We start from the raw sequence: 19,901 nt of genomic DNA, 5'->3' as shown, positions 1-19,901 counted from the left end.
CGAACTGCTTGTGCGCGGATGCGAAAATGGCACGCTGGGGTGGCAGCGACTCGAACCGTCACTCTGGAGAGGAAATCGTCACGTGAGCGACCAGCGTTACGACGCGCCCGACACCGCCGTGGTGGCGACCGCCGCCGCGGCCGTCGTCGCCCGGTCGCCCCGAGTCGGTTACGTGCCCGCCCGCGCCAACACCGTGCGCGACGCAGTCGCAGTCGCGCTGCTCGTTATCGCGCTGCTTCTGCCGTGGAACCTCGACTTCGGCGTCGGTGTCCCCGTCGGCAACGGGCTGCTGATCGCCCTCGTCGTCGCCGTCACACTGCTCGCCATCCTCGCCGCACTCGCGCCGCACGTCGGCCCGTTCCGGCTCACCGCATCCGACCAGAATGTCCGCCGCACAAGCCGGATCCGGCTGCTGCTCAGCGTCGCCTATCTGGTCGTCGCGATCGGCTTCGTCGCGTATCAGCTGTTGGAGACCTGGCGCGACGGCGGGACCGGGCTGGTGCCGCCGGGGATCGGCCCCGGACTGCTGCTGGGCGTCGGGGGCGCGCTGCTGGCGGCGCAGCCACCGATCACGAGTATCACGCTCGAAGACAACGGCTTTCGGCGCTGGTATGCCGCCGCGCGGGCGCTGGGTGCGCTATCGATTGCGCTCGCGACGCTGTCGGTCGCCTTCAACGTGTACTGGCGGCTGCGGTATCTGTTCGTCACGAACGTCGACTTCGGCGGCAGGGACGTCGCGGTCATCGTCACCACAGTGCTCTACGGCGCGGCGGCGATGGTCGCGTTGGTCATCGCGTCGCGCTGGCTCCTGGAGAAGTCCGCCGCGGCGCGGTTGGCCACCACTGCCCTTGGCGCCTCGGGCGCGCTGGCGGCCACGCTGGTGTGGCTCCTTCCCATCGGCCGTGACATCGACGGCTTCCACGGCATCGCGCAGAACACCTCGACGGCCGCCGTCGGTTACGAGGGCTACCTGTTCTGGGCGGCCGCCGCGGCGATCGTCGCACCGACGACGCTCTACGCCATCTTCCTGGTCAAGCCGCCGACGCTGGGCGCCTACCGCTCGGCCGCGCAGAAATGTCTGACGCTCATCGCGTTCTGGGCGTTCGCCGCGGCCGCGCTGCGCGTCGTCGACTTCGTGATCGCCTTGTCGCTGGATCTGCCCCGCGCCCTGTACGACAGCATCGCGATGACGGTGTTCAACGTCATCACCGGCTTGATCGCGCGGTGGCTGCAGCGCCAACTCGCCAGGGGCGAGCTCGTGTTGACCGTCATCGCGGCGTTCAGCGGGTTGCTGTTCGTGTTCACGGTCGCGAACCTGGCCATCGGCGTCGCGCTCGCCCCCCGTTACGCCGAACTATCGCCCGACGCCGTCTACGGCAACAACCTGGCCCAGCAGATCACCAGCACGTTCGACGTGGTGGTCTGCGCACTGAGCCTCGCCGTGCTGGTCACCATGCTGTTCACCGGACCGCTGGCGGGCTACCTGGTACGCCGGCGCGACGCCCGAATAGCGGCGCCCGCTTCCCCGCCGTCGCCATCAGCCTCTGCGCCGCCGACAGTCGCGCGTCCTTCGCAACCCGCCGCAGTGCCGAAAATCGTTCGACTGAGGGAGGATTCGACGACGGTGCTGGCGGCGCCGCCGACGGAGGAAATCTCCGCGCTTCGCATCCTGCGTCGCGAACCGGCATCCGACCCGACGACCCAGCTCCCCACCCCGCCGAACGAAGCAGGCGAGCAAGCGTCGGGGCCTGTCACCGACGGCTGACCAAGCCGCGTCGTTCTGCCCGCCTTCGAGGCGGTGCGGGACGTACGCGTCACCTCTGGCCGTCCAGCCCTTCAATGATCGATCGCACTGAGTCTGCGGGATTCGGATCGTTCCACGCCGACTGCAGCACCGCACTGGACGTGTTCTGCACGCCGGGCACCGGCTCGACAAGATGGCGACGCATTAAGGCGATCCGGCGAGCACTTTCGTCCGGTTCCTCCCGGCGGCGGAACCACTCCAAGTTCGCCTTCTCGATGGCGTCCTGTTCCGTCGATCCCGTGACGGTCCATCCTCCGCTCGGAAACCACGCTCGCCAGCTGCCATCGCTGAAGTGTTCCGTCTGGGCCGTGAACCGCCAGATCCAGCCCACCCTCGGATCGTCCGCTTCGAGCTCGATAGCGCCACGTGGGGCATTGCGCACTATTTCGTCGGCGTCCTCACCATCGGTGATCGCATGCTCGACGGCTCGGTCCCTCGCCTCTTGCTCGCTGTCGCCGCGCTCCGACCAGTCCCGTGCCGGGATGGAGGCGCGCCACGTGCCGTCCTCCAGCTGTCGAGTCTCGACAATCATTCGCCACAGCTGAGTTGTGTCGGAATCGCTCACTCAGCCGACCCCCGACACGTCGATGGGGGAATCGAATCCATAGGGACCGCCACCGATGTCATAGCCTTCACACCACCAGAAATCGGGACGAGCACTCGGGTAACAGTAGATCAGGTGCGGCGCCGCTGGAAGCGGGCCGACTACACCGGCGTAATCAGCCATCATCGCGCCCGGCCATCGTTGATCGGGGTCTGTCGGAAACCTCAAATCCCCTAAACCTTCTACGGCCTGGGTAATTTTCCTTGCCGCCTCTCTATCGGTGGCCGCCAGCGTGTCGGCCGAGTTCCAGACGCGCCGTGCGTGCGTCACCGCCAATGCTTCTCGTTGATGTCGTGTCGCTGGGGACGGCGTCGTGACCTCGACGATCGATAGGTCCTCTTCGACGTCGAATCCGGCGCTCCGGGCCATCCCGATCTTGTGAAGTGCCACCTGCTTCGCGATTCGAATGTCGACGGCACCTGCACGTGCAGCGGCTGCTGCTGTAGTCAGAAGATCTGCGGCGCCGATTACCACTCGTCGGTCGGCCCCAACTCGCTGAGCGGCTGCATCAGCTGCGGCCCCCTGCCAGGACGTTCCGCCGGGGTGAAATGTTTGTTGAAAGACCGCGGAATAGCAGCCCTCCCACGCTGCTGCGCGTACAGCCAACGCATCCGCGGCCGCTTCGAGATGGCTAACGTCCCAGCCGTGGATCTGGCTGAGCGTGGGCAAAGCGGTCGAAGCTGCCATCGTCACAACACTGTTGGCGCGTCGCCGACGGTGGCGATGCGCTCGCTGGAAGCGCTGTCGCATTCGGCCAGCCGGTTCCCGGCGCTGACGACGGCATGTCCCGTCACGCGCAGCCGCATACTGATCAGGTTTTCGGCTCGACCCGCCAACGTCAGTACAGCTTCTACAGCCGCGGTCGACGATTGAAAACTTGGGCCGCTCTGCTGAGCAGGATGCCCAGCGCTCAACGCTTCTGCCGATCGCTTGCAAGCGGCGCCGAACGCGAAAAGGCCGTCGACATCAGCCCGAATCGTTTCCACATCTCGACCATAAGCCCGTTGCAGGACTCCTCTTCGCGGAGATTTTTCTTCACCTTGTCGAAAGGGACGGCGGTCGTTCTGCCCGCCTTCGAGCGACTTTGTCGCTGAAAGCATTGAATGCCTATCCGGTTAGCGACAATGTCGCCCTGAGGCGGGCAGCTGCGACAGTGCTTCGGTGCGCGGCCGCTCGGGCCGGCGTGACTAGCCTTCGTACTGTGCTCGATTCACTGTGGACCGCCGCCACCCGGCATCCGTTTCTCGATGCGGTGCGCGACGGCGCGATTTTCAACTCGGCGTTCGACCGGTGGCTCGTGCAGGACGCCTTGTTCGTGACCGACCTGCTGACCTTTCAGGCCCGCCTGCTCGCCCGGGCGCCGCGGCCGGCTCAGTCCGTGCTGGTCGGCGGATGTGCGGCGTTGGTTGCGGAGCTCGACTGGTTCGAAGAGCAGGCCGCTCGCCGTCGGCTCGACCTCAGCGCGCCGCCACTGTCGGCGACGCTCGCCTACCGCGGACTGCTTCAGCGACTGGACGCGGCGCCGTACGAGGCCGCGATGACGGCGCTGTGGGTGATTGAACGGGTGTACCTGCTCGCGTGGTCCTCCGCCGCGTCGGACTCGTCCCCGTACGGCGAGTTCGTGGAGCACTGGTCCGCGCCGGCCTTCGCGGACTACGTCGACGCGCTCGGGGAGCTGGCCGTCCCGGATAAACATGAGGCGCTGGTCGTCGACGTGCTGTCGCATGAGGTGGCGTTCTGGGACATGGCGCTGGCATGACGCCGTCACCCTTGTTTCGATTGTTTCAATAGCGAGTGGCCGGCGTAGACTGACAACATGACAGCCGCCGTTGCGCCGCTTGCCCGTCAAGTCGCTGCCCGGGCTCAACGAGACAAAGGATTCGCGCAAATCCTTGACGCGCTGCTGGCCGCGCCGGCCGCCCCACAGGGCACGCTCGAACGCATCGCCGCCCGCCAACTGAACACGCAGCGGCGTGGCGCGCTGGTGCAAGAGTTCGTCGACGGCTCGATGCGCACGTCCGACGTACAGGCGCTGCTCGGCGTGAAGACGCCTCAAGCCGTCCATCGGCTCCGGACACGGAAAAAGCTGCTCGGCACCGCCGTTGGCAATCAAACATGGTTTCCTGCATGGCAATTCCACGATGATCGCGTCCGGACGGATCTCCCGAGGATAATCGAGTTACTCGCCCGGTTCACCGACGACGTACTGATCGCCGACCGCATCATGCGTACCAAGCACGATGATCTCGGGGGAAAGTCGATCGCAGAAGCGCTGCGCAACACCAGGACCGCCGAAACGGCGTGGCACGTACTCACGTCCGTCGGTGCCTGATCTCTCCGCCGGTTACCTCGGCCCACTCCCCGACGCCACGCCACCCGGACTTCGACGCCGTTCAGTGCCTGCGGGCACCGAGATTTGGCGACTCGACGCGCAAGCTCCGGCCAAGTGGACGTGGTCCGGCTTTCCGCAACCCCGCTATCGCTTCGACCCCGAATCGGGCGCGTTTCGCACTCGTTACGCAGGCGCAACGCTTGCGGGCGCGTTCAGGGAGCGCTACCGATTCAGCGGCCTCGTCATTCCCGCAGATCACGCAACTCACCGCCTGGTTCGGCTCGTCGCCGCCCGCAACCTGCGTGTCCTGGACCTGCGCACCGAGAAGAACCTCGACGCCCTGCAGGTCGACGACCAGATCAACACCGGCCAGCATCCCGACGTATGGCACACCTGCCATCGGGTGGCCGATGCGGTCAAGCGCTGGTGGACCGACGTCGACGCGATCGTCTACCGCTCCCGCACGACGCCCGAGACGTCGGGCAACTTCGCGTTCTTCGCGATCGACGGGTTCGACGTCGAGTCCCGCGCGCTGAAGGGCCGTGCTGACGTGCTGACCGACCTCGTGCTGAACCACGACTTCACCATCAACTGGGACATCGACTAGGCGTCGGCCGAGGGCAACTGACGCCACTGCCCGTCCGAGTCGGCGGTTTCCTCCGAGGTCACGCTCACCCGATGGCTTCGCCTGATGCTGACGTGGATCTCCTCTGTCTCCTCGAACACCTGGCGCGCGGCCCGCAATGGCCTCGTCGTCGTATCGATGGCGCTGGCGACGATCGGCGGCACGAACGGACGCATCCACCGCACCGCCGCCCCCGCCACACCGGGCACCGTCGGGATCAACGAGCGCTTCTCCCTCGCACCCGCCGACTCGGTCAACGCGGGCAGGTTGTCCGACTCTTCAAGCACTGGCTCGGCCGTCAATTCGGCGACAGCCTCGACGACCCGCTCCGAGGTCACCGGCGTCGGCGCCTCGATCGCTGCGGCGACGCGACGGCGCTGCTCCTCCCGATCGATCTCATTCTGCGCCTCGATCGCCAGGCGGGTACTGGTCAGCTCCTGCTCGGCGCGCAACGTCTCGATGGCGGCGCGCACCTCGGCCCGCTTCACCGCGATCGCCGTATCCGCCTCCAGATCCGCCCGCTCCTGCTGCGCGTGGGCCAACGTGAGCCGATCCTCGGTCGTCTTGGCCCGCGACAGCTTGAGGATCAGCGGCAAGAGGAACAGCACGATGAACAAGCCGGCCAGCAACGCGCGCAACACCGTCGCTCCGGGGCTGTCGAGCGTGTATGCGTTCATCGCCAGCCACCGCGCGCCGAACCCACGGTCGGCAGTCGCCACCGCGGCATCGCGAGCCGTGGTCAGCTTCTGCTGGTCGTCGGCAGCCTCGGCGTCCAAAGCCGGGGCGAGACGGTCGCGCTCGACCACAACCTTGTCGAGCTGCTGTTGGGTGTCCGCGAGAAACCCATTGGCAGTGCGGTTTTCAGGCCCGGCGCCGGGCTGTCCGGTGATGTGTGTCTGCGGGCAGGCCGGCGACGGGTTGAATTCGCAGCGCGCGACGACCAACGCTTCGTCGCGTCGGCGGCCGGCGTCCACCACAGCGTCATCGAGAGCCGTGCGTGCCTGACGCGTCTGCTCGAGGTCGGCCGACGCGGCCACGACGGGGGGTGCGGAATCGGCGGCGCGCGCCGCCTGCTCGTCGAGTCGGCGATCGCTCGAGCCCGCGAAGATCAGCATCGCGGCCAGCTCGCCGACGACGACACCCATGACGACCACGGCGATGGCATACGCCAATGCGCGCGGCCATGTGACAACAGCATTGAAACGATTGGTGGACATCGGATCTCCATAAACTGGATTACGTTGGACGCGGCGGAATTCTCACGCCGGGGCGGGGTGATCAGATCTTCTCATACCCGCCGTCGCTCCCGCACCTCCTGGCGGTACTGCTCGACGTGTAGCCGATACCACATAGTGGGTAACCCCGCCGCAAGGGAGGTGCTCGTGGGGAGTCGGTTGATCAGCCTGGCAGCAGCGCTTGCGGTAATGACCGTGACCGCCGGGTGTGGGCTGACCGGCACAGAACCGACCGAACCGTCTCCCGGTCGCGTCACCGTCGGCGACGAGTCGCGGCAGACGCAATCCGTCGCCTGTACTCAGAACGAATGGGACTTGACGATCGTCGCGCGCACCGACTCCGGACGCGCCCGAGCCGCCCTGCAGATCGGCGGCCAGCAGCCAGTCGTCAGGACCGTCAACATCGATGACTTCGACGGCCTCAACGGCGTCGCAGGCAGTGGTGTCGGCAAGGCCGAGGCCGCCGTCAACGGCAATGGCCGCTACACGATCACCGGCACCGCCGTCATCACCGACGCGGCACATCCAGCCAAGTCGACGGACATGCCGTTCAAGATCGAAGCGCCCTGCTGAGTGCGGCAGTAGCATCCCGTCAGTGTCGACGGATGCTCGTACCGATGGCCGGGAAACATACGTCTCGGGCCTCGCGGCCGCGATGACGGTCATCGCCATGGGCCTCGGCTATGCCATTTCGATTGGCGACCCGACGCTCTTCTCGGCGAACCTGCAGGTCATCTCCAGCGGCTTGCAGTTCTCCGGCAGCACCGCCACCTTCGTCGCCAGCCTGGCCACCCTCACCATGGCCGCCGCCGTGCTCAGCGCCGGCGCGCTGGGCGATCTGTACGGCATGCGACGCATGTACCTGATCGGACTGGCCGGCGCGATCGCCTTCAGCGCGCTGGCCGCCGCCGCGCCGATGCCGGCGGTGTTGATGATCGCCCGCGCCGGTGTCGGGATCACCCTGGCCTTCCTGATCGGCCTGTCGCTGGCGATCACCAACGCGGTCTTCCCACCCGGCCGACGGGCCGCGGCCATCGCCGCGTATTTCGGTGTGGGATACGCCGTCGCCACCCCGCTGCCCGCGCTCAGCGGCGCGCTCGCGCATGCAATCAACTGGCGCGCATGCTTTTTCGTCGTGCCGCTGATCGCCGCGGTCGGGTTGGCCATCACCTGGCGCTACGTGCCCGAGACGATGCGCACCAGCCGCCGGCTGGATCTGCCCGGCTTGGCGCTGTTCGCGGTCGCGCTGCTGGGCCTGATCTTCGGTACCTCGCGGATGGAGACGGGCATCGACAGCGTCGGTCTCGCCTCCATCGCGGTGGGCCTGGCGGCCGGTTGTGGCTTCGTATTCCAAGAGCGCCGCACGCCGGATCCGGCGCTGGACATGTGCGTCTTCCGCTCGGGCCGGTTCAATGCGGCCGTCACCGCCGGAGTGGTGTTCAACATCGTGCTCGGCGGGTCGATGGTCCTGCTGGCGTTCTATCTCGTCACCATTCGCAAGGAGTCGCATGAGCTCTTCGGGCTGCTCTTGATTCCTGCCACCGCGATGGCGGCGCTGTCCGCGACCGCCGCAGGCCCTGCCGCGAACCGCTTCGGCGCTCGCACGGTGCTCGTCGCCGGGCTCACCACCATGCTCGCCGGCCTGCTGGTGCTGAGGTCCTTCGACCTGCACACGTCTCGACCGGTGGTCTTTGTCACCACGGCGCTCATCGTGGTCGGCGGCGCACTGGTCACCACACCGCAGGCCACGATCATGATGGGCAGCGCGCCGGCTCGCCTCGGCGGTGCCGTCTCCGCCGTCAAGAGCGCCGTCAACGAAGGGGGTTACTCGCTCGGGCCGGCCCTCTTCGCACTCGTGGGCATCAACCTCTTCCTCACCGACAGCGTGCACGACCTCTCCAAATCCGGGATCACCCGTGCGGAGACGCGCGAGGCGTTGCTGACGGTCCACGGCGGCCGCGGTGCCCATCTGGTCAACCCGGAGCAGGCACGACTGGTGGTCGACCAGGCGCCGCAGAACGCGGTCGACGCGATTCACACGTTGAGTTTGATCATGGCCGTCGGGCCGATTGCGGCAATCATTCTGGCGCTGTTGCTGATCAAGCCTTCGGCCGAGACCAACTAACCCGTGCGCGCCCGGGTCCGCAGCGCCGCCGACAGGAGTAGGGTCAGACTGAATCGGGACCAACCAGGCCCCCACGATCAAGGGGCCCTCGATGTCGGATAAGTCTCCTCGACAAGGCATGACCAAGAAGTCCGGAAAATCTCTCAAGGAGAAGCGCGCCGCCAAGCACGCCAAGACGGCGGCCAAGGCCTCGTCCGCCGAGACTCTGTTCCATGACAAGAAGCGCTGACGCACAACAGCTTTCGTTAGGCGTTCTGGCTCGCTCGCACAAGCCGAACGAACGCAGATTGCCAATCCATCCGGCACATTTCAGCCGGATCGATCCTCGGGTCCGGCGGCGGATCATCCTCGAGCATGGCTACGGGTCGGATTTCGGCGCGTCGGACGAGTCGCTGGCCGGTCTCGTCGGTGGAATCAGGACTCGGGAACAAGTCGTTGCCGACTGCGACGTCATTCTGCTACCGAAAGTTCAGGCAGAGGATCTCACGGAACTCACTTCGGGACAGGTTGTCTGGGGCTGGCCGCACTGCGTGCAGGATTTCGCCCTGACGCAGGAGGCCATCGATCGCCGGTTGACGCTGATCGCTTTCGAGGCGATGAACCACTGGCAGGCCGACGGCGGGTTCGGCCTGCACGTCTTTCACAAGAACAACGAGCTCGCGGGCTACTGTTCGGTCCTGCACGCCATGCAACTGGTAGGCATCACCGGCAGCTATGGCCGCCGGTTGCGTGCTGCCGTCATCGGATTCGGCGCGACCGCTCGCGGCGCCGTCACCGCGCTGAATGCCCACGGCGTCGACGATGTGCGCGTACTGACCAACCGGGACGTGGCCGCCGTCGGTTCGCCGATTCCTTCCACCCAGATCATCCAGATGGGCCCCGACCCGGACAATCCCGACCGGATCTGGGCGGACACCCCGGACGGGTCCGTTCCGGTGGCACGCCTGCTCGCCGACAACGACATCATCGTCAACTGCGTCCTTCAGAATCCGGCGGCACCATTGGTCTTCGTCACCGAAGCGGATCTGGCCTCCTTCACCCCGGGAAGCCTGATCGTCGACGTCTCCTGCGACGCGGGCATGGGTTTCAGCTGGGCGCGCCCCACCTCGTTCACCCAGCCCCTCATCGCCGTGGCGAACGGGCTGCAATATTACGCGGTGGACCACAGCCCGTCCTACCTGTGGAACTCGGCGACCTGGGACATCAGCGAGGCATTGTTACCCCACCTCGGTCCGGTTCTGGCCGGCCCAACGAGCTGGGAGAGGACCCCGACCATCGCCAGGGCGATCGAGATCCGCGACGGCGTCGTGCTCAACCCCGGCATCCTGTCGTTTCAGGACCGCGACGAGGCCTACCCGCATGCGGTTCGCGACCTGCTCAACCAGCCGGCGAGCGCCCTGTCCTAGCCGAGGTGGTATCGGTCAGATCAAAGCAGGCCGGTCGGCGATGAGCCGTTGCGCCAGCCGCAGATATGCGGCGGCCACCACGGGCCACGCCATTTCCGGCGCCAACCGGCGCGCCTCGGCTGCCATCGACCCGGCGAGGCGCGGCTGCGTCAGTATGCTGCGCAACGCTGTCACAAGTGCGCTGGGATCGTCGTGATCGACAACGACGCCCGCTCCGTTGCAGAGCAGCTCGACAGCGTGCGGGAAAGCGGTGGCCACGACTGGCCGGCCGCTGGCGACGGCGTCGGCCAACGCGCCAGAACTGACCTGATCGGTGGAGTCATAGGGCAGCACAACGACGTTTGCAGACTGAACCAGGGCGGTCAGCATCGGCCCGCTGAAGTAACGAGAGTCCAAGACCACAGAATCCGCTATTCCGCTGCGGCGCACCTGCTCGGTCAGGGCATCGCGGTACGCCTCGCCATCCTCGGCGAGGACTTTCGGGTGCGTCGGTCCGACGACGAGGTAGCGCGGCCGGCCGGGCAGATGATTCAGAGAACTCATCGCCTCGATGACGCGCTCGATGCCTTTCCCCGGCCCCATCAGGCCCCATGTCAAGACGGTTGGTCTACTCGGACGCTTGGTAGGAGGTCCGCTCGGAACGACAGCGCCGTACGGGATGGTCGTGACCTTGCGGCGATCGACGCCATAACCGGCACACAACCGTTGCTTCGCAACCTCCGACATGACGACCACTTGGTCGGCTGTGGCGCCGATCCAAGCGAGAAGCGAAAGCTGATGCGGCGTCGGATCTTTCAGGACCGCATGGGCGACAACGATGGACGGGATACGCAACCCGCCGATAATGTCCACCACGTCATTGCCGTCCACGCCTCCGTAGATGCCGTTGTCGTACTGGATGACCGCGACGTCGCTCTGGTTGAGCAGGTCGACACACTTGGCGACTGATGGTGCGGAGCCGTTGACCAACTCCCCGACGACTTCGCCGCCGGCCGGCATCGAATCGTCCGCCACGCGTACCACGCTGACGTCGACGCCATGCCCGCTCAACGCTTCGGAGAAGGCGGCGGTGAATGTCGCCAGTCCGCCCCACGTCGGCGGATAGGGACTCAGGACGCCCACCTTGGCGCAACGCGAAAAGCCTCGAACGCGAACAGGGGGAGCCAGCGACGGCAGGGACGGTAAAGCGCTCAACACATTTCCGATTGACGGTTGTTACCGGCGTGTCCGACGTGAGCGGTTGCTCGGCAAATCAGCGGAAGAGGCTGACGCATTCCGGACTGGCTGGGTTCCCAACACCATCGACGTTACACCCCAGCGGTGATGCGTTGCGCAGGTTCGTGGCGATCCTGAGCAGCGCGTCTCCCGATATCACCAGTTGCCGCTTCGCGATGGCTCAGGTGTAGCGTCAGGTTAGAACCGTTTCGTCGTCAGCGTGATCCTCGCCCATGAGGGGTCGAACAAGATCGACGCGCGATCCGATTCGTGTGCTGACCCCTGTGTTGTCGCCTCGGGTCTGCTCAAGACGGAGGAACATCCATGGGTGAGGCGAGCTTGGCTGTCAAAACCAGTGCACGCGAAGCGATCCGGGCCATCGCGCCTGATTCGACAACATTATGGTGACCAGCACGGTGAACGGGCGCCGCGTCGCCAGCCCGCTCCGGCTCACATTGGCATCTGAGCTGGGCGACGCGCTCGACGGGGCCTGGTGGCCACACACGGCGTCGGTCGCACGCGAACTCCCCGAGCTGATCGAGGCCGTAAAGCCTGCGCTGGGCCGGATCGTCGACATCGACGTAAACTGGTCATCCTTGGCGGGTATGCCCAATCTCGACTCGCTCAACTGGCGCGGCAACGCGGCCGTAATCGGCGCGGAGACCCGCCATCAACGAGTCATGACGCTTATTGGTAGCCGCGCCCGAGCGCGCATTCTGGTCGTGCCGCCGAGAACCAGCACAGCTCTCGCCGTCATGTTGCTGCGACGAGCCGCCCGGCTACCCATCGTCTCGAGCCACCAACACACCGAAGCGTTCCGGATCGCAGACGTGTTCGTCCGCTCCGTATGCGCGGCAGAGCCATCCGACACGGCGGCCGCGGCGGAGTCGAGCTGAGCGAAACGTCACGACGGATAGGGCAGTCCGTACTCGTCGGCCAGCAGACTCTGCACGATCATCATCGCCGCCTTCGAACCGGCATTGATCGCGTCCGCCAGGGAAGGGTGCTTGGTGCAGTTGTCGCCGGCGGCGAAGACACCGTCGACCGTCGTGCGATGAAGGGCGTCCACGTTGATCTCGTCCACTCCCACCGGTCCAGCGGTGTAGGCGACACCCAACTGTTGCGCCAGCGGTGACCGCTGCCGCAGCGGCGCCTCGACCAGTAAGCCGTCCCGCGGCAACCGCGTCCCGTCAGCGAACGCGATCTCGGTCAGTTGACCATGCTCGCCGATCAGTTCAACGATTCGACGGTCATCCACCGTCACGTCAGCGGACTTCAATATCCGCAGGCTCTCGTCGCTCAGCTCCGCGGGCCCGTCGGTGAGCACCACGAGGTCGTCGGTCCACCCCCGCAGCATCAGCCCCGCGTGAATGGCCGCGCCACCGGCGGCCAGCGCCGCCAGCCGCTTGTCCCGCATCTCCCAGCCGTGACAGAACGGACACTGGAACACCGATGTGCCCCACAATTGCGCGAGCCCAGGCAGCTGCGGCGGGCAGTAGTCCATCCCGGTCGCCAGCAGCACCCGACGGGCACAAATTTCCGAGCCGTCGTCGACCTGAAGCAGGAAACCGCCTTCGACACGGCGACCGCGCAGGACCCGCCCACGGCGACATTCGACGGTTGGATATGACGCCAGCTCCTCTCTGCCGGCCGCATACAACTCGGCAGGCGGCCGTTGGTCGTATCCCAGCAGGCCCCCGATGACGTCCGACGCCCGGTTGCTCTGCTCCCCGGCGTCGATCACCAGCGTCCGCCGCCGCGCCCGCCCCAGGACAAGGGCAGCACTCAAACCGGCCGCTCCTGCGCCGACGACGGCGCAGTCCACCACATCGTTCATTCGGTCGGCCGAAGCTGTCCTTGCTCCATGAGGCGCGGGTACCCCGCGTTCTGGCTAATCACACCCGCGAATCACACCAGACAGGGGTATCGACGTGGGCAACTACGCCGGCGCTTCGGTGGTGGTTCGAGTGCCGCGTGAGGGGTAGCCCCCCACCCGTGAACTCAGCGCCCAGCTGAGAAGACAAGGAGAAATGTCATGGTCGCATCCACATCTCGCGACGAGGTACGAAAGTGCCTCGAGGACATCGACTTTCCAGCCGGCAAGGATGATCTGGTGAACGCCGCCTCGGAGAAGGACTGCGACGAGGCCGCCCGCGCGCTACGGGCCATACCGCCGGAGACCTACAGGAACCTCGCCGAGGTGCTCGCCTCCGTCACGCTCGACGACGACGAACTCAGCGACTCCGAAAAGGCCTCGGCGCGTCGCACGCACACCAAGCCGGGCCTCGCCGAGAACGCAAAAGACACCGGGCCGGTCAACCCCATCGTCGACGAACTCGGCGAAAACCGCTACTCGTAGGCTCAAGCCGGCTGCACGGTTTCTGCGGCCCGGCTGCGGTCAAACCGATCGAGCGCGCAAACGTCCGAAGGACGAAACCGCGCGGGCCAGTTGGCGAAACACTGTGGTGCGGCCGGTTGATCGACATCGTTAGCGGGTAAGTCGCTGCGCATGTCGGAGGCAGGTCACATTTCACCGGTGCCACATGGCGCGTACCGGTGAACTTAGACAGCGCTGGGCAACCGGCGCTCCGGCCGCCGACGCGAGAAGTCATCGACGCGCCGACATCATGCTGGCTCGTGCGTCACTGGAGCACATGCTCGGCGAGGATTCCGACAGCCTTTCCGGTCAACTGGTCTTGGTCGATTTCCCTTCCGGGCACGACGTCTTCGTCGAAGGGGACACCGCGGCGACGATGTACATCATCGTGCGCGGGAAGGTGAAGGTCGGCTGCCGAACGGCTGACGGCAAGCAGAAGCTGACGGCTGTTATCGGGGCCGGGGACATCTTCGGTGCTGTATCGGTTCTCGATTCCGGGCCGCGCTCGGCGAACGCCACTGCGATCACGGATCTCTCGGTGGCGACGCTGCACCAAGACGCCTTGACGGCATGGACCCGAGAGCATCCGCAGTGCAGCGAACGGTTACTGCGGGTACTCGCACGTCGACTTCAGCGCGCCGAAGACGAGCTCGCGGAGCTGACGGTCGTCGATGTCGCCGGGCGGGTCGCTCACCGATTGCTGAAACTCGCGCAGCGCTTCGGCCACAGCGACGGTGACGGCATAGTCGTGACTCATGACTTGACGCAGGATGAGATCGCGCAGCTGGTCGGGGCCACCAGAGAATCGGTGAACAAGGCGCTGTCGGAGTTCGCGCGACTCGGCTGGATCACGACGAACGGCCGGACCATGTTCATCCATAGAACCCAACCGCTGGTCGACCGTGCTCAACAGACAATCGACCGGCAAAACCCTTCGGACTCAGGGCGCTGATTGCGCCCGCACGGGCAGGCCCGCGTCGAGCCGCTCGCGCTGGGGCACCACGACGTAGCGCGGGTCGCGCGTCGACGCCACGCCGGCCTCGAAGACGCCGAAGCGTTGCAGCGCGCTGCCCGTCAGCAGCGCCGCACCCGACGCGGCCAGCACGGCGCGGTTGCGGCCGCCGAGCGCCGCGCCGACGGCACCGCCGACCGTCAGGATCTCGGCCCACTTCCGCAGCCGGTGCGGCTTGCCGGTGGTGTACGCCTCGGCGCTGAGCCCGAGGCGATGCTCCAGCGTGCGCGACGCGGCGACCTCCAGCACGGCGCCGGTGACGGCCAGCCGTCGCGCCGGGCCGATCTCGTCGACGGGCGCGAACAGCATGCCCAACCCGGCGCCGCTGGCCGCCGCCGAGCCGGTGAAGACGAACGGCAGATACGGGTGCGCCTCCCGCCACGCCGGAACCGCCGTCTGCGACAACAAAACTGCCGTGTACGACGCCACACCGGGTGCCGTGCCCGCCGCCCACAGTCCCGCCGGCCTCGCCACCCGGTTCACCAGCCGGCCAAGCCATGTCCCTCGCTGGCGCTTGGGCATCAACTCCGCGATCGCGGCGACGGCGGCGCCAGGCCCGTAGGCCGACAGGATCCACGTGCCCATGCTCATCGGCGAGCTCGGCTTGGCCACCCGCAGCATGTGGTGGAATCGCTCCGGCCGGCCGAGGTCCGCGACCAGGAAGTACATACTCGCCACGATGCTTACCAGCGAACCGATCCGGGTCACCTTGCGCAACCTCGGCCGCCCCGTCAGGTCCGCGCCCGCGCCCAGCATCGCCGATCCTGCTGAGAGTCCACCGGTGAACAGGTACGCCGCGATCTTCCAGTCCCACACCGGCGACTTCAGGATCTGGCGCCCGTAATAGGAGCGGAACTCCGCGCGCGGCACCGCCAGTTGCTCCTTCATCGCCGGCCCACGAACGCCGAGACCGCCAGACCGACGAACGCCGACGCCGCCACGCCCGCGTACTTCCACATCGCGCCGGCGTCTCGCGTCGGCACCACCGGATCCGGCGGCAGCCCGTACACCTCCGGCTCGTCGAGTAACAGGAAGAACGCGCCGTCGCCGCCGACGCCGTCGTCGGGGTCGTGCCCGTACAGCCGAGCCTCGGTCACACCCCGCTCGTGTAGGTCCGATACCCGCTGCGCCGCCCTCTCCCGCAACTCGTCCAGGACCCCGAACTGGATCGAGTCGGTCGGGCACGCCTTCGCACACGCCGGCTCGAGTCCGTCGTGCAGCCGGTCGTAGCACAAGGTGCACTTCCACGCGCGGCCGTCGCCCTCACGGCGCTCGATCACGCCGTACGGGCAGGCGGACACGCAGTAGCCGCAGCCGTTGCAGATGTCCTGTTGCACAACGACTGTGCCGAACTCGGTGCGAAACAGCGCGCCGGTCGGGCACACGTCAAGGCAACCCGCGTGCGTGCAATGTTTACACACATCCGAGCTCATCAGCCAGCGAAAGTCCGTGCGGGTCTCGGTGCCGGAGCCGTCGCCGGGCCGCTCGAGCGCAGGCATGCCGAGGTCGATCGGCTCTCGGCTCTGGACCTCTCCACTTGTCTCGTGCGCAGGTTGCTCGATGAACGCCACGTGCCGCCATGAGTTCGCGCCGAGCGCGCCGGTGTTGTCGAACGACATCCCGAGCAGGTTGAACCCGTCGTCGGGCACCCCGTTCCACTCCTTGCAGGCCACCTCACAGGCCTTGCAGCCGATACATACCGACGTGTCGGTGAAGAACCCGACCCGCGGTGGGTGCCCGTCGTCGTATCCGGCGTTGCCAGCCGGGTCTTCCAGCGGCCCGTAGAGGCTGTTCTCGTTCATGCCTGATCCTCCGTGTGCGCGACCCCGTCAGGCCGGGTGGTGTCCACGCGGGTGCCCGTTTCCGGCGTGATGCCGGCCCGGCGCCGGTAGTCGGCGACGTATTCCAGCAGCGCCGGACCACGAGGCCGGCGCCCCGGCTGGATGTCACACGTGGCGACCTTGCTCTCCTGGATGAACACGTTCGGGTCGACCACCACCCCGAGCAGATCGTTGACCACGTCACCGTCGACCAGGCCCGCGGATCCCCAGTGGTAGGGCATCCAAATCTGGTGCACCACATGGTCGTCCACGCGCAGCGGCTTCATCCGGTCCGTCACGAGCACGCGCGCTTCCACCGCGGTGCGACTGGTGATCACATGCGCCCAGTCCATATGAACCAGTCCGCGCTCGGCCGCCAGATCCGGCGACACCTCCACGAACAACTCCGGTTGCAACTCCGAGAGATACGGCAACTGGCGGCTCATTCCGCCGGCGGTATGGTGCTCGGTCAGTCGCGCCGCGGTGAACACGAACGGGAACACCTGACCGTTCGCCTCCGGCGGCGACGGGTTCGACGGGTTGTCCGGCCGGCCGTACACCACCCGCGTCGGGTTGCCCTGCTGCGCGTACATGGCGTTGCGGAACGGGGACTCGTGTGGCTCGTAATGTGTGGGCAGCGGGCCGTCAAGCAAACCGTTGGGCGCGAACAGCCAGCCCTTGCCGTCGGCCTGCATGATGAACGGGTCGTCGCCGCGCAGCGCCTCGACGCCCACCGCACCCTCGGGCGGCCGGTAATCGGGCGGCTTGTTCTTCTCGAAGTCGGGAACGTCGAAGCCGGACCACTCGCCCTTGTTCGCGTCCCACCAGATGAGCTTCTTGCGCTCACTCCACGGCTGACCCTGCGGATCGGCCGACGCCCGGTTGTACAGCACCCGCCGGTTCATCGGCCATGTCCAGCCCCATTCGGACTCGTGTGGGCCCTGCGCGTCATGCGGTTTGCGCCGCGCTGCCTGGTTCACTTCGTCGGCGTAGACGCCGCTGTAGATCCAGCACCCGCACGCGGTACTGCCGTCGGTCTTGAGGCTCAGGTAGTTGTCGACCGCGCGGCCGGTGGTGAGATCGACGCCGCTGATGCGGCGCAGCACGTCCTCGGCCGACGGCTCGTCGCCCTCCATCGCGTAGTCCCATGAGAGGTCGAGCAGAGGCCGGTCGCGCTCGTCGGCCGAGCCGGCCAGCTTCTCCCGCAGGATGCGGCCCAGGTGGTAAAAGAACCACAGCTCCGAATGGGCGTCGCCGGGCGGCTCGACGGCCTTCTCCCGCCATTGCAGCATCCGCTGCGTCTGCGTGAACGTGCCCGCCTTCTCCACATGCGACGCGGCCGGGAACACGAACACCTCCGTGCGGCACGTCTCCGGCGTGATCTCCCCGGTCTCGACCTCCGGCCCGTCCTTCCAGAACGTCGCGCTCTCGATCATGACCATGTCGCGCACGACCAGCCAGTCGAGGTTGGCCATGCCCAGCCGCTGCAGCCGTCCATGCGCGGACCCGACGGCCGGATTCTGGCCGAGCAGGAAATAGCCGAACACGTTGCCGTCGACCATGTCCATGACGGTGCGATACGTGCCGTGGTCGCCGTTGATGCGCGGCAGATAGTCGAAGCAGTAGTCGTTCTCGGCAGTTGCGTGCTCGCCCCAGTACTCCTTGAGCAGGGAGACCATATACGCGTCGGCGTTGCGCCAGAAGCCTTTCTGGTTCTCGCCCCTGATCCTGCCGAGGTAGTCGGACAGGTCGGCGTTTCCCGCATTCGGCATCATGAGGTAGCCGGGCAGCAGGTTGAACAACGTCGGGACGTCCGTGGAGCCCTGGATGCTCGCGTGCCCGCGCAACGCGATCACGCCGCCGCCGGGCCTGCCGATGTTGCCGAGCAACAGCTGGATGATGGACCCGGCGCGGATGTACTGGGCGCCCACCGAATGCTGGGTCCAGCCCACGCTGTACACCAGCGCGGCCGTGCGCTCGCGACCGGAGTTCTCCGCCCACGCCCGGGCTACGCGCAGGAACTCCTCGGCCGGGACCCCGCACACCCGTTCCACCATCTCAGGGATGTAGCGGGCGTAATGCCGCTTGAGGATCTGGTACACGCAGCGCGGGTGCTGCAGCGTCGGGTCGGACGGGATGTCGCCTGCAGCACCCTCGACCGCGACACCCCCGGAGCCCAGCTGGTCGGGTGCGGCCCGTTCCTTGGCGCGTGTCCCGCCGCGGCCACCCGGCTGCGTCGACTCGTAGTGCCAGGTCGACGGGTCGTACGACGCGGTTTCGTGGTCGTATCCGCTGAACAGCCCGTCGAGGTCTTCGGCGTCCCGATACCGCTCGTCGACGAGGAACGACGCGTTCGTGTACGCGCTGACGTATTCGCGGAAGTCGAGCTCGTTGCTCAGGATGTAGTTGATCACCCCGCCCAGGAACGCGATGTCACTGCCTGCCCGTATCGGCACGTACTGGTCGGCGACTGCGCTGGTACGTGTGAACCGCGGGTCGATGTGCACGACGCGGGTGCCGCGCGACTTGGCCTCCATCACCCACTGGAACCCGACCGGATGGGCCTCGGCCATGTTGGAGCCCATGATGACGATGAAGTCCGAGTTGACGAGGTCTTGCTGATAGTCCGTCGCCCCGCCGCGACCGAAGGAGGCTCCCAGACCGGGAACCGTTGCGCTGTGTCAAATACGAGCTTGGTTCTCGATCTGCAGGGCGCCCAGCGCGGTGAAGAGCTTCTTGATCAGATAGTTCTCTTCGTTGTCCAGCGTGGCGCCGCCGAGGCTGGCGATGCCCATGGTGCGGCGCAGTGTGTTGCGGTCCTTGTCGAACTGCTCCCAGCCCTTCTCGCGGGCGTCGAGGACGCGGTCGGCGACCATGTCCATCGCCGTGTCGAGGTCGAGGTCCTGCCAGTCCTTCGAGTACGGCGCGCGGTAGCGGATCTTGGTCAGGCGCTGCGGACCGGTGACGAGCTGCTTGCTCGCAGAACCCTTGGGGCACAGCCGGCCTCGGGAGATCGGGCTGTCGGGGTTGCCCTCGATCTGGGTGACCTTGCCGTCCTTGACGTACACCTTCTGCGCGCAGCCGACCGCGCAATACGGGCAGACGGAGTGCGCGACGCCGTCGGCCTCGGCGGTGCGCGGCGTCAGGGTGAGCGAGCGCTTGGACTGGGCGGCCTTGCCGCGACCGAGCCGGTCGTCGCCTGTGAGCTGCCTGTACACCGGCCACGACTCGACCAGTTTCCTGAAGTCCATCGGCGTCTCCTACCCTGCGGCTACCCCGATCAAACTACGCGGACGCGAGGAGCGATCAAACTACGCGGACGCGAGGAGCGATTAAAGGACGCGGA

Annotated in this window: 20 protein-coding genes; 11 read left to right on the top strand and 9 right to left on the bottom strand. The window is 66.7% G+C overall.

All coding sequences use genetic code 11. From position 1 onward, the window contains the following. The first annotated feature begins 82 nt into the window (after positions 1-82). Positions 83-1,765 (top strand): DUF7937 domain-containing protein, encoded by a 1,683-nt coding sequence (locus QOC76_RS08870; protein ID WP_526356313.1) that lies wholly within the window; start codon positions 83-85, stop codon positions 1,763-1,765. 49 nt (positions 1,766-1,814) lie between these two features. Here QOC76_RS08870 and QOC76_RS08865 read toward each other — a convergent pair whose 3' ends face one another. The 3 genes from QOC76_RS08865 to QOC76_RS08855 are packed head-to-tail and all read right to left on the bottom strand — an operon-like array spanning position 1,815 to position 3,508. After that, on the bottom strand, positions 1,815-2,369 hold the full coding sequence (locus tag QOC76_RS08865; protein ID WP_526356311.1) for a hypothetical protein: 555 nt from the start codon (positions 2,367-2,369) through the stop codon (positions 1,815-1,817). Then, positions 2,370-3,095: a hypothetical protein gene (locus tag QOC76_RS08860; RefSeq protein WP_526356309.1), complete on the bottom strand. Its 726-nt coding sequence runs from the start codon at positions 3,093-3,095 to the stop codon at positions 2,370-2,372. Between the two features lie 2 nt (positions 3,096-3,097). Continuing rightward, on the bottom strand, positions 3,098-3,508 hold the full coding sequence (locus QOC76_RS08855) for a hypothetical protein (RefSeq protein ID WP_526356307.1): 411 nt from the start codon (positions 3,506-3,508) through the stop codon (positions 3,098-3,100). 101 nt (positions 3,509-3,609) lie between these two features. On the opposite strand from QOC76_RS08855, the gene QOC76_RS08850 reads away from it, so the two are divergent. The 3 genes from QOC76_RS08850 to QOC76_RS08840 are packed head-to-tail and all read left to right on the top strand — an operon-like array spanning position 3,610 to position 5,347. Then, positions 3,610-4,167: a TenA family protein gene (locus tag QOC76_RS08850; RefSeq protein WP_526356305.1), complete on the top strand. Its 558-nt coding sequence runs from the start codon at positions 3,610-3,612 to the stop codon at positions 4,165-4,167. Positions 4,168-4,224: 57 nt separating this feature from the next. Then, positions 4,225-4,740 (top strand): hypothetical protein, encoded by a 516-nt coding sequence (locus QOC76_RS08845; protein WP_526356303.1) that lies wholly within the window; start codon positions 4,225-4,227, stop codon positions 4,738-4,740. Beyond that, on the top strand, positions 4,733-5,347 hold the full coding sequence (locus QOC76_RS08840; protein ID WP_526356301.1) for an RES domain-containing protein: 615 nt from the start codon (positions 4,733-4,735) through the stop codon (positions 5,345-5,347). The genes QOC76_RS08845 and QOC76_RS08840 overlap by 8 nt, the downstream gene beginning before the upstream one ends. Here QOC76_RS08840 and QOC76_RS08835 read toward each other — a convergent pair. Then, complete coding sequence (locus QOC76_RS08835) at positions 5,344-6,582, bottom strand: DUF4407 domain-containing protein (RefSeq protein ID WP_526356299.1); 1,239 nt, start codon at positions 6,580-6,582, stop codon at positions 5,344-5,346. The genes QOC76_RS08840 and QOC76_RS08835 overlap by 4 nt on opposite strands. A 165-nt stretch (positions 6,583-6,747) precedes the next feature. Between QOC76_RS08835 and QOC76_RS08830 the strand changes: the two genes are divergently transcribed. The 4 genes from QOC76_RS08830 to QOC76_RS08815 all read left to right on the top strand — a co-directional run bounded on the left by QOC76_RS08830 (position 6,748) and on the right by QOC76_RS08815 (position 10,131). Beyond that, positions 6,748-7,173: a lipoprotein LpqH gene (locus tag QOC76_RS08830; protein WP_526356297.1), complete on the top strand. Its 426-nt coding sequence runs from the start codon at positions 6,748-6,750 to the stop codon at positions 7,171-7,173. A 22-nt stretch (positions 7,174-7,195) separates the two neighbouring features. Further along, positions 7,196-8,725, top strand: a complete 1,530-nt coding sequence (locus QOC76_RS08825; protein ID WP_526356295.1) for an MFS transporter — start codon at positions 7,196-7,198, stop codon at positions 8,723-8,725. Between the two features lie 91 nt (positions 8,726-8,816). Continuing rightward, the gene (locus QOC76_RS08820; RefSeq protein WP_526356293.1) at positions 8,817-8,954 is read left to right on the top strand and encodes a hypothetical protein; all 138 of its coding nucleotides are present in this window, start codon (positions 8,817-8,819) and stop codon (positions 8,952-8,954) included. After that, the gene (locus QOC76_RS08815) at positions 8,938-10,131 is read left to right on the top strand and encodes a N(5)-(carboxyethyl)ornithine synthase (RefSeq protein WP_526356291.1); all 1,194 of its coding nucleotides are present in this window, start codon (positions 8,938-8,940) and stop codon (positions 10,129-10,131) included. The genes QOC76_RS08820 and QOC76_RS08815 overlap by 17 nt, the downstream gene beginning before the upstream one ends. 15 nt (positions 10,132-10,146) lie before the next feature. Here QOC76_RS08815 and QOC76_RS08810 read toward each other — a convergent pair whose 3' ends face one another. Next, on the bottom strand, positions 10,147-11,253 hold the full coding sequence (locus QOC76_RS08810) for a glycosyltransferase (protein WP_526356289.1): 1,107 nt from the start codon (positions 11,251-11,253) through the stop codon (positions 10,147-10,149). Positions 11,254-11,750: 497 nt separating this feature from the next. On the opposite strand from QOC76_RS08810, the gene QOC76_RS08805 reads away from it, so the two are divergent. Further along, positions 11,751-12,242, top strand: coding sequence for a DUF5994 family protein (locus QOC76_RS08805; protein ID WP_526356287.1), 492 nt, complete (start codon positions 11,751-11,753; stop codon positions 12,240-12,242). Between the two features lie 8 nt (positions 12,243-12,250). On the opposite strand, the gene QOC76_RS08800 is transcribed toward QOC76_RS08805, so the two are convergent. Beyond that, on the bottom strand, positions 12,251-13,183 hold the full coding sequence (locus tag QOC76_RS08800; RefSeq protein WP_526356285.1) for an NAD(P)/FAD-dependent oxidoreductase: 933 nt from the start codon (positions 13,181-13,183) through the stop codon (positions 12,251-12,253). Positions 13,184-13,381: 198 nt separating this feature from the next. Between QOC76_RS08800 and QOC76_RS08795 the strand changes: the two genes are divergently transcribed. Both QOC76_RS08795 and QOC76_RS08790 read left to right on the top strand, forming a co-directional pair. Then, positions 13,382-13,705, top strand: a complete 324-nt coding sequence (locus QOC76_RS08795) for a DUF2795 domain-containing protein (RefSeq protein ID WP_526356283.1) — start codon at positions 13,382-13,384, stop codon at positions 13,703-13,705. A 184-nt stretch (positions 13,706-13,889) separates the two neighbouring features. Further along, a complete protein-coding gene (locus QOC76_RS08790) occupies positions 13,890-14,675 on the top strand; it encodes a Crp/Fnr family transcriptional regulator (protein WP_526356281.1) in 786 nt (261 codons plus the stop codon). Here QOC76_RS08790 and nrfD read toward each other — a convergent pair. The 3 genes from nrfD to fdh are packed head-to-tail and all read right to left on the bottom strand — an operon-like array spanning position 14,664 to position 19,806. Beyond that, complete coding sequence (gene nrfD / locus QOC76_RS08785) at positions 14,664-15,623, bottom strand: NrfD/PsrC family molybdoenzyme membrane anchor subunit (RefSeq protein WP_526356279.1); 960 nt, start codon at positions 15,621-15,623, stop codon at positions 14,664-14,666. The genes QOC76_RS08790 and nrfD overlap by 12 nt on opposite strands. After that, the gene (locus QOC76_RS08780) at positions 15,620-16,537 is read right to left on the bottom strand and encodes a 4Fe-4S dicluster domain-containing protein (RefSeq protein ID WP_526356277.1); all 918 of its coding nucleotides are present in this window, start codon (positions 16,535-16,537) and stop codon (positions 15,620-15,622) included. Before QOC76_RS08780 ends, nrfD begins: the two co-directional genes overlap by 4 nt. Next, positions 16,534-19,806 (bottom strand): formate dehydrogenase, encoded by a 3,273-nt coding sequence (fdh, locus tag QOC76_RS08775; RefSeq protein WP_526356275.1) that lies wholly within the window; start codon positions 19,804-19,806, stop codon positions 16,534-16,536. The genes QOC76_RS08780 and fdh overlap by 4 nt, the downstream gene beginning before the upstream one ends. Positions 19,807-19,901: the final 95 nt, after the last annotated feature.

Origin of the sequence: Mycobacterium sp. (assembly GCF_032159565.1) — a bacterium.
Taxonomy (GTDB): domain Bacteria; phylum Actinomycetota; class Actinomycetes; order Mycobacteriales; family Mycobacteriaceae; genus Mycobacterium.
This window is presented reverse-complemented; position numbering and strand designations above follow the sequence as displayed.

Coding starts and splice junctions, on each gene's coding strand:
- QOC76_RS08860 (WP_526356309.1), bottom strand. CDS start 3,095: ATGGCAGCTTCGACCGCTTTGCCCACGCTCAGCCAGATCCACGGCTGG.
- QOC76_RS08855 (WP_526356307.1), bottom strand. CDS start 3,508: ATGCTTTCAGCGACAAAGTCGCTCGAAGGCGGGCAGAACGACCGCCGT.
- QOC76_RS08845 (WP_526356303.1), top strand. CDS start 4,225: ATGACAGCCGCCGTTGCGCCGCTTGCCCGTCAAGTCGCTGCCCGGGCT.
- QOC76_RS08835 (WP_526356299.1), bottom strand. CDS start 6,582: ATGTCCACCAATCGTTTCAATGCTGTTGTCACATGGCCGCGCGCATTG.
- QOC76_RS08820 (WP_526356293.1), top strand. CDS start 8,817: ATGTCGGATAAGTCTCCTCGACAAGGCATGACCAAGAAGTCCGGAAAA.
- QOC76_RS08815 (WP_526356291.1), top strand. CDS start 8,938: ATGACAAGAAGCGCTGACGCACAACAGCTTTCGTTAGGCGTTCTGGCT.
- QOC76_RS08800 (WP_526356285.1), bottom strand. CDS start 13,183: ATGAACGATGTGGTGGACTGCGCCGTCGTCGGCGCAGGAGCGGCCGGT.
- QOC76_RS08795 (WP_526356283.1), top strand. CDS start 13,382: ATGGTCGCATCCACATCTCGCGACGAGGTACGAAAGTGCCTCGAGGAC.
- QOC76_RS08790 (WP_526356281.1), top strand. CDS start 13,890: ATGGCGCGTACCGGTGAACTTAGACAGCGCTGGGCAACCGGCGCTCCG.
- nrfD (WP_526356279.1), bottom strand. CDS start 15,623: ATGAAGGAGCAACTGGCGGTGCCGCGCGCGGAGTTCCGCTCCTATTAC.
- QOC76_RS08780 (WP_526356277.1), bottom strand. CDS start 16,537: ATGAACGAGAACAGCCTCTACGGGCCGCTGGAAGACCCGGCTGGCAAC.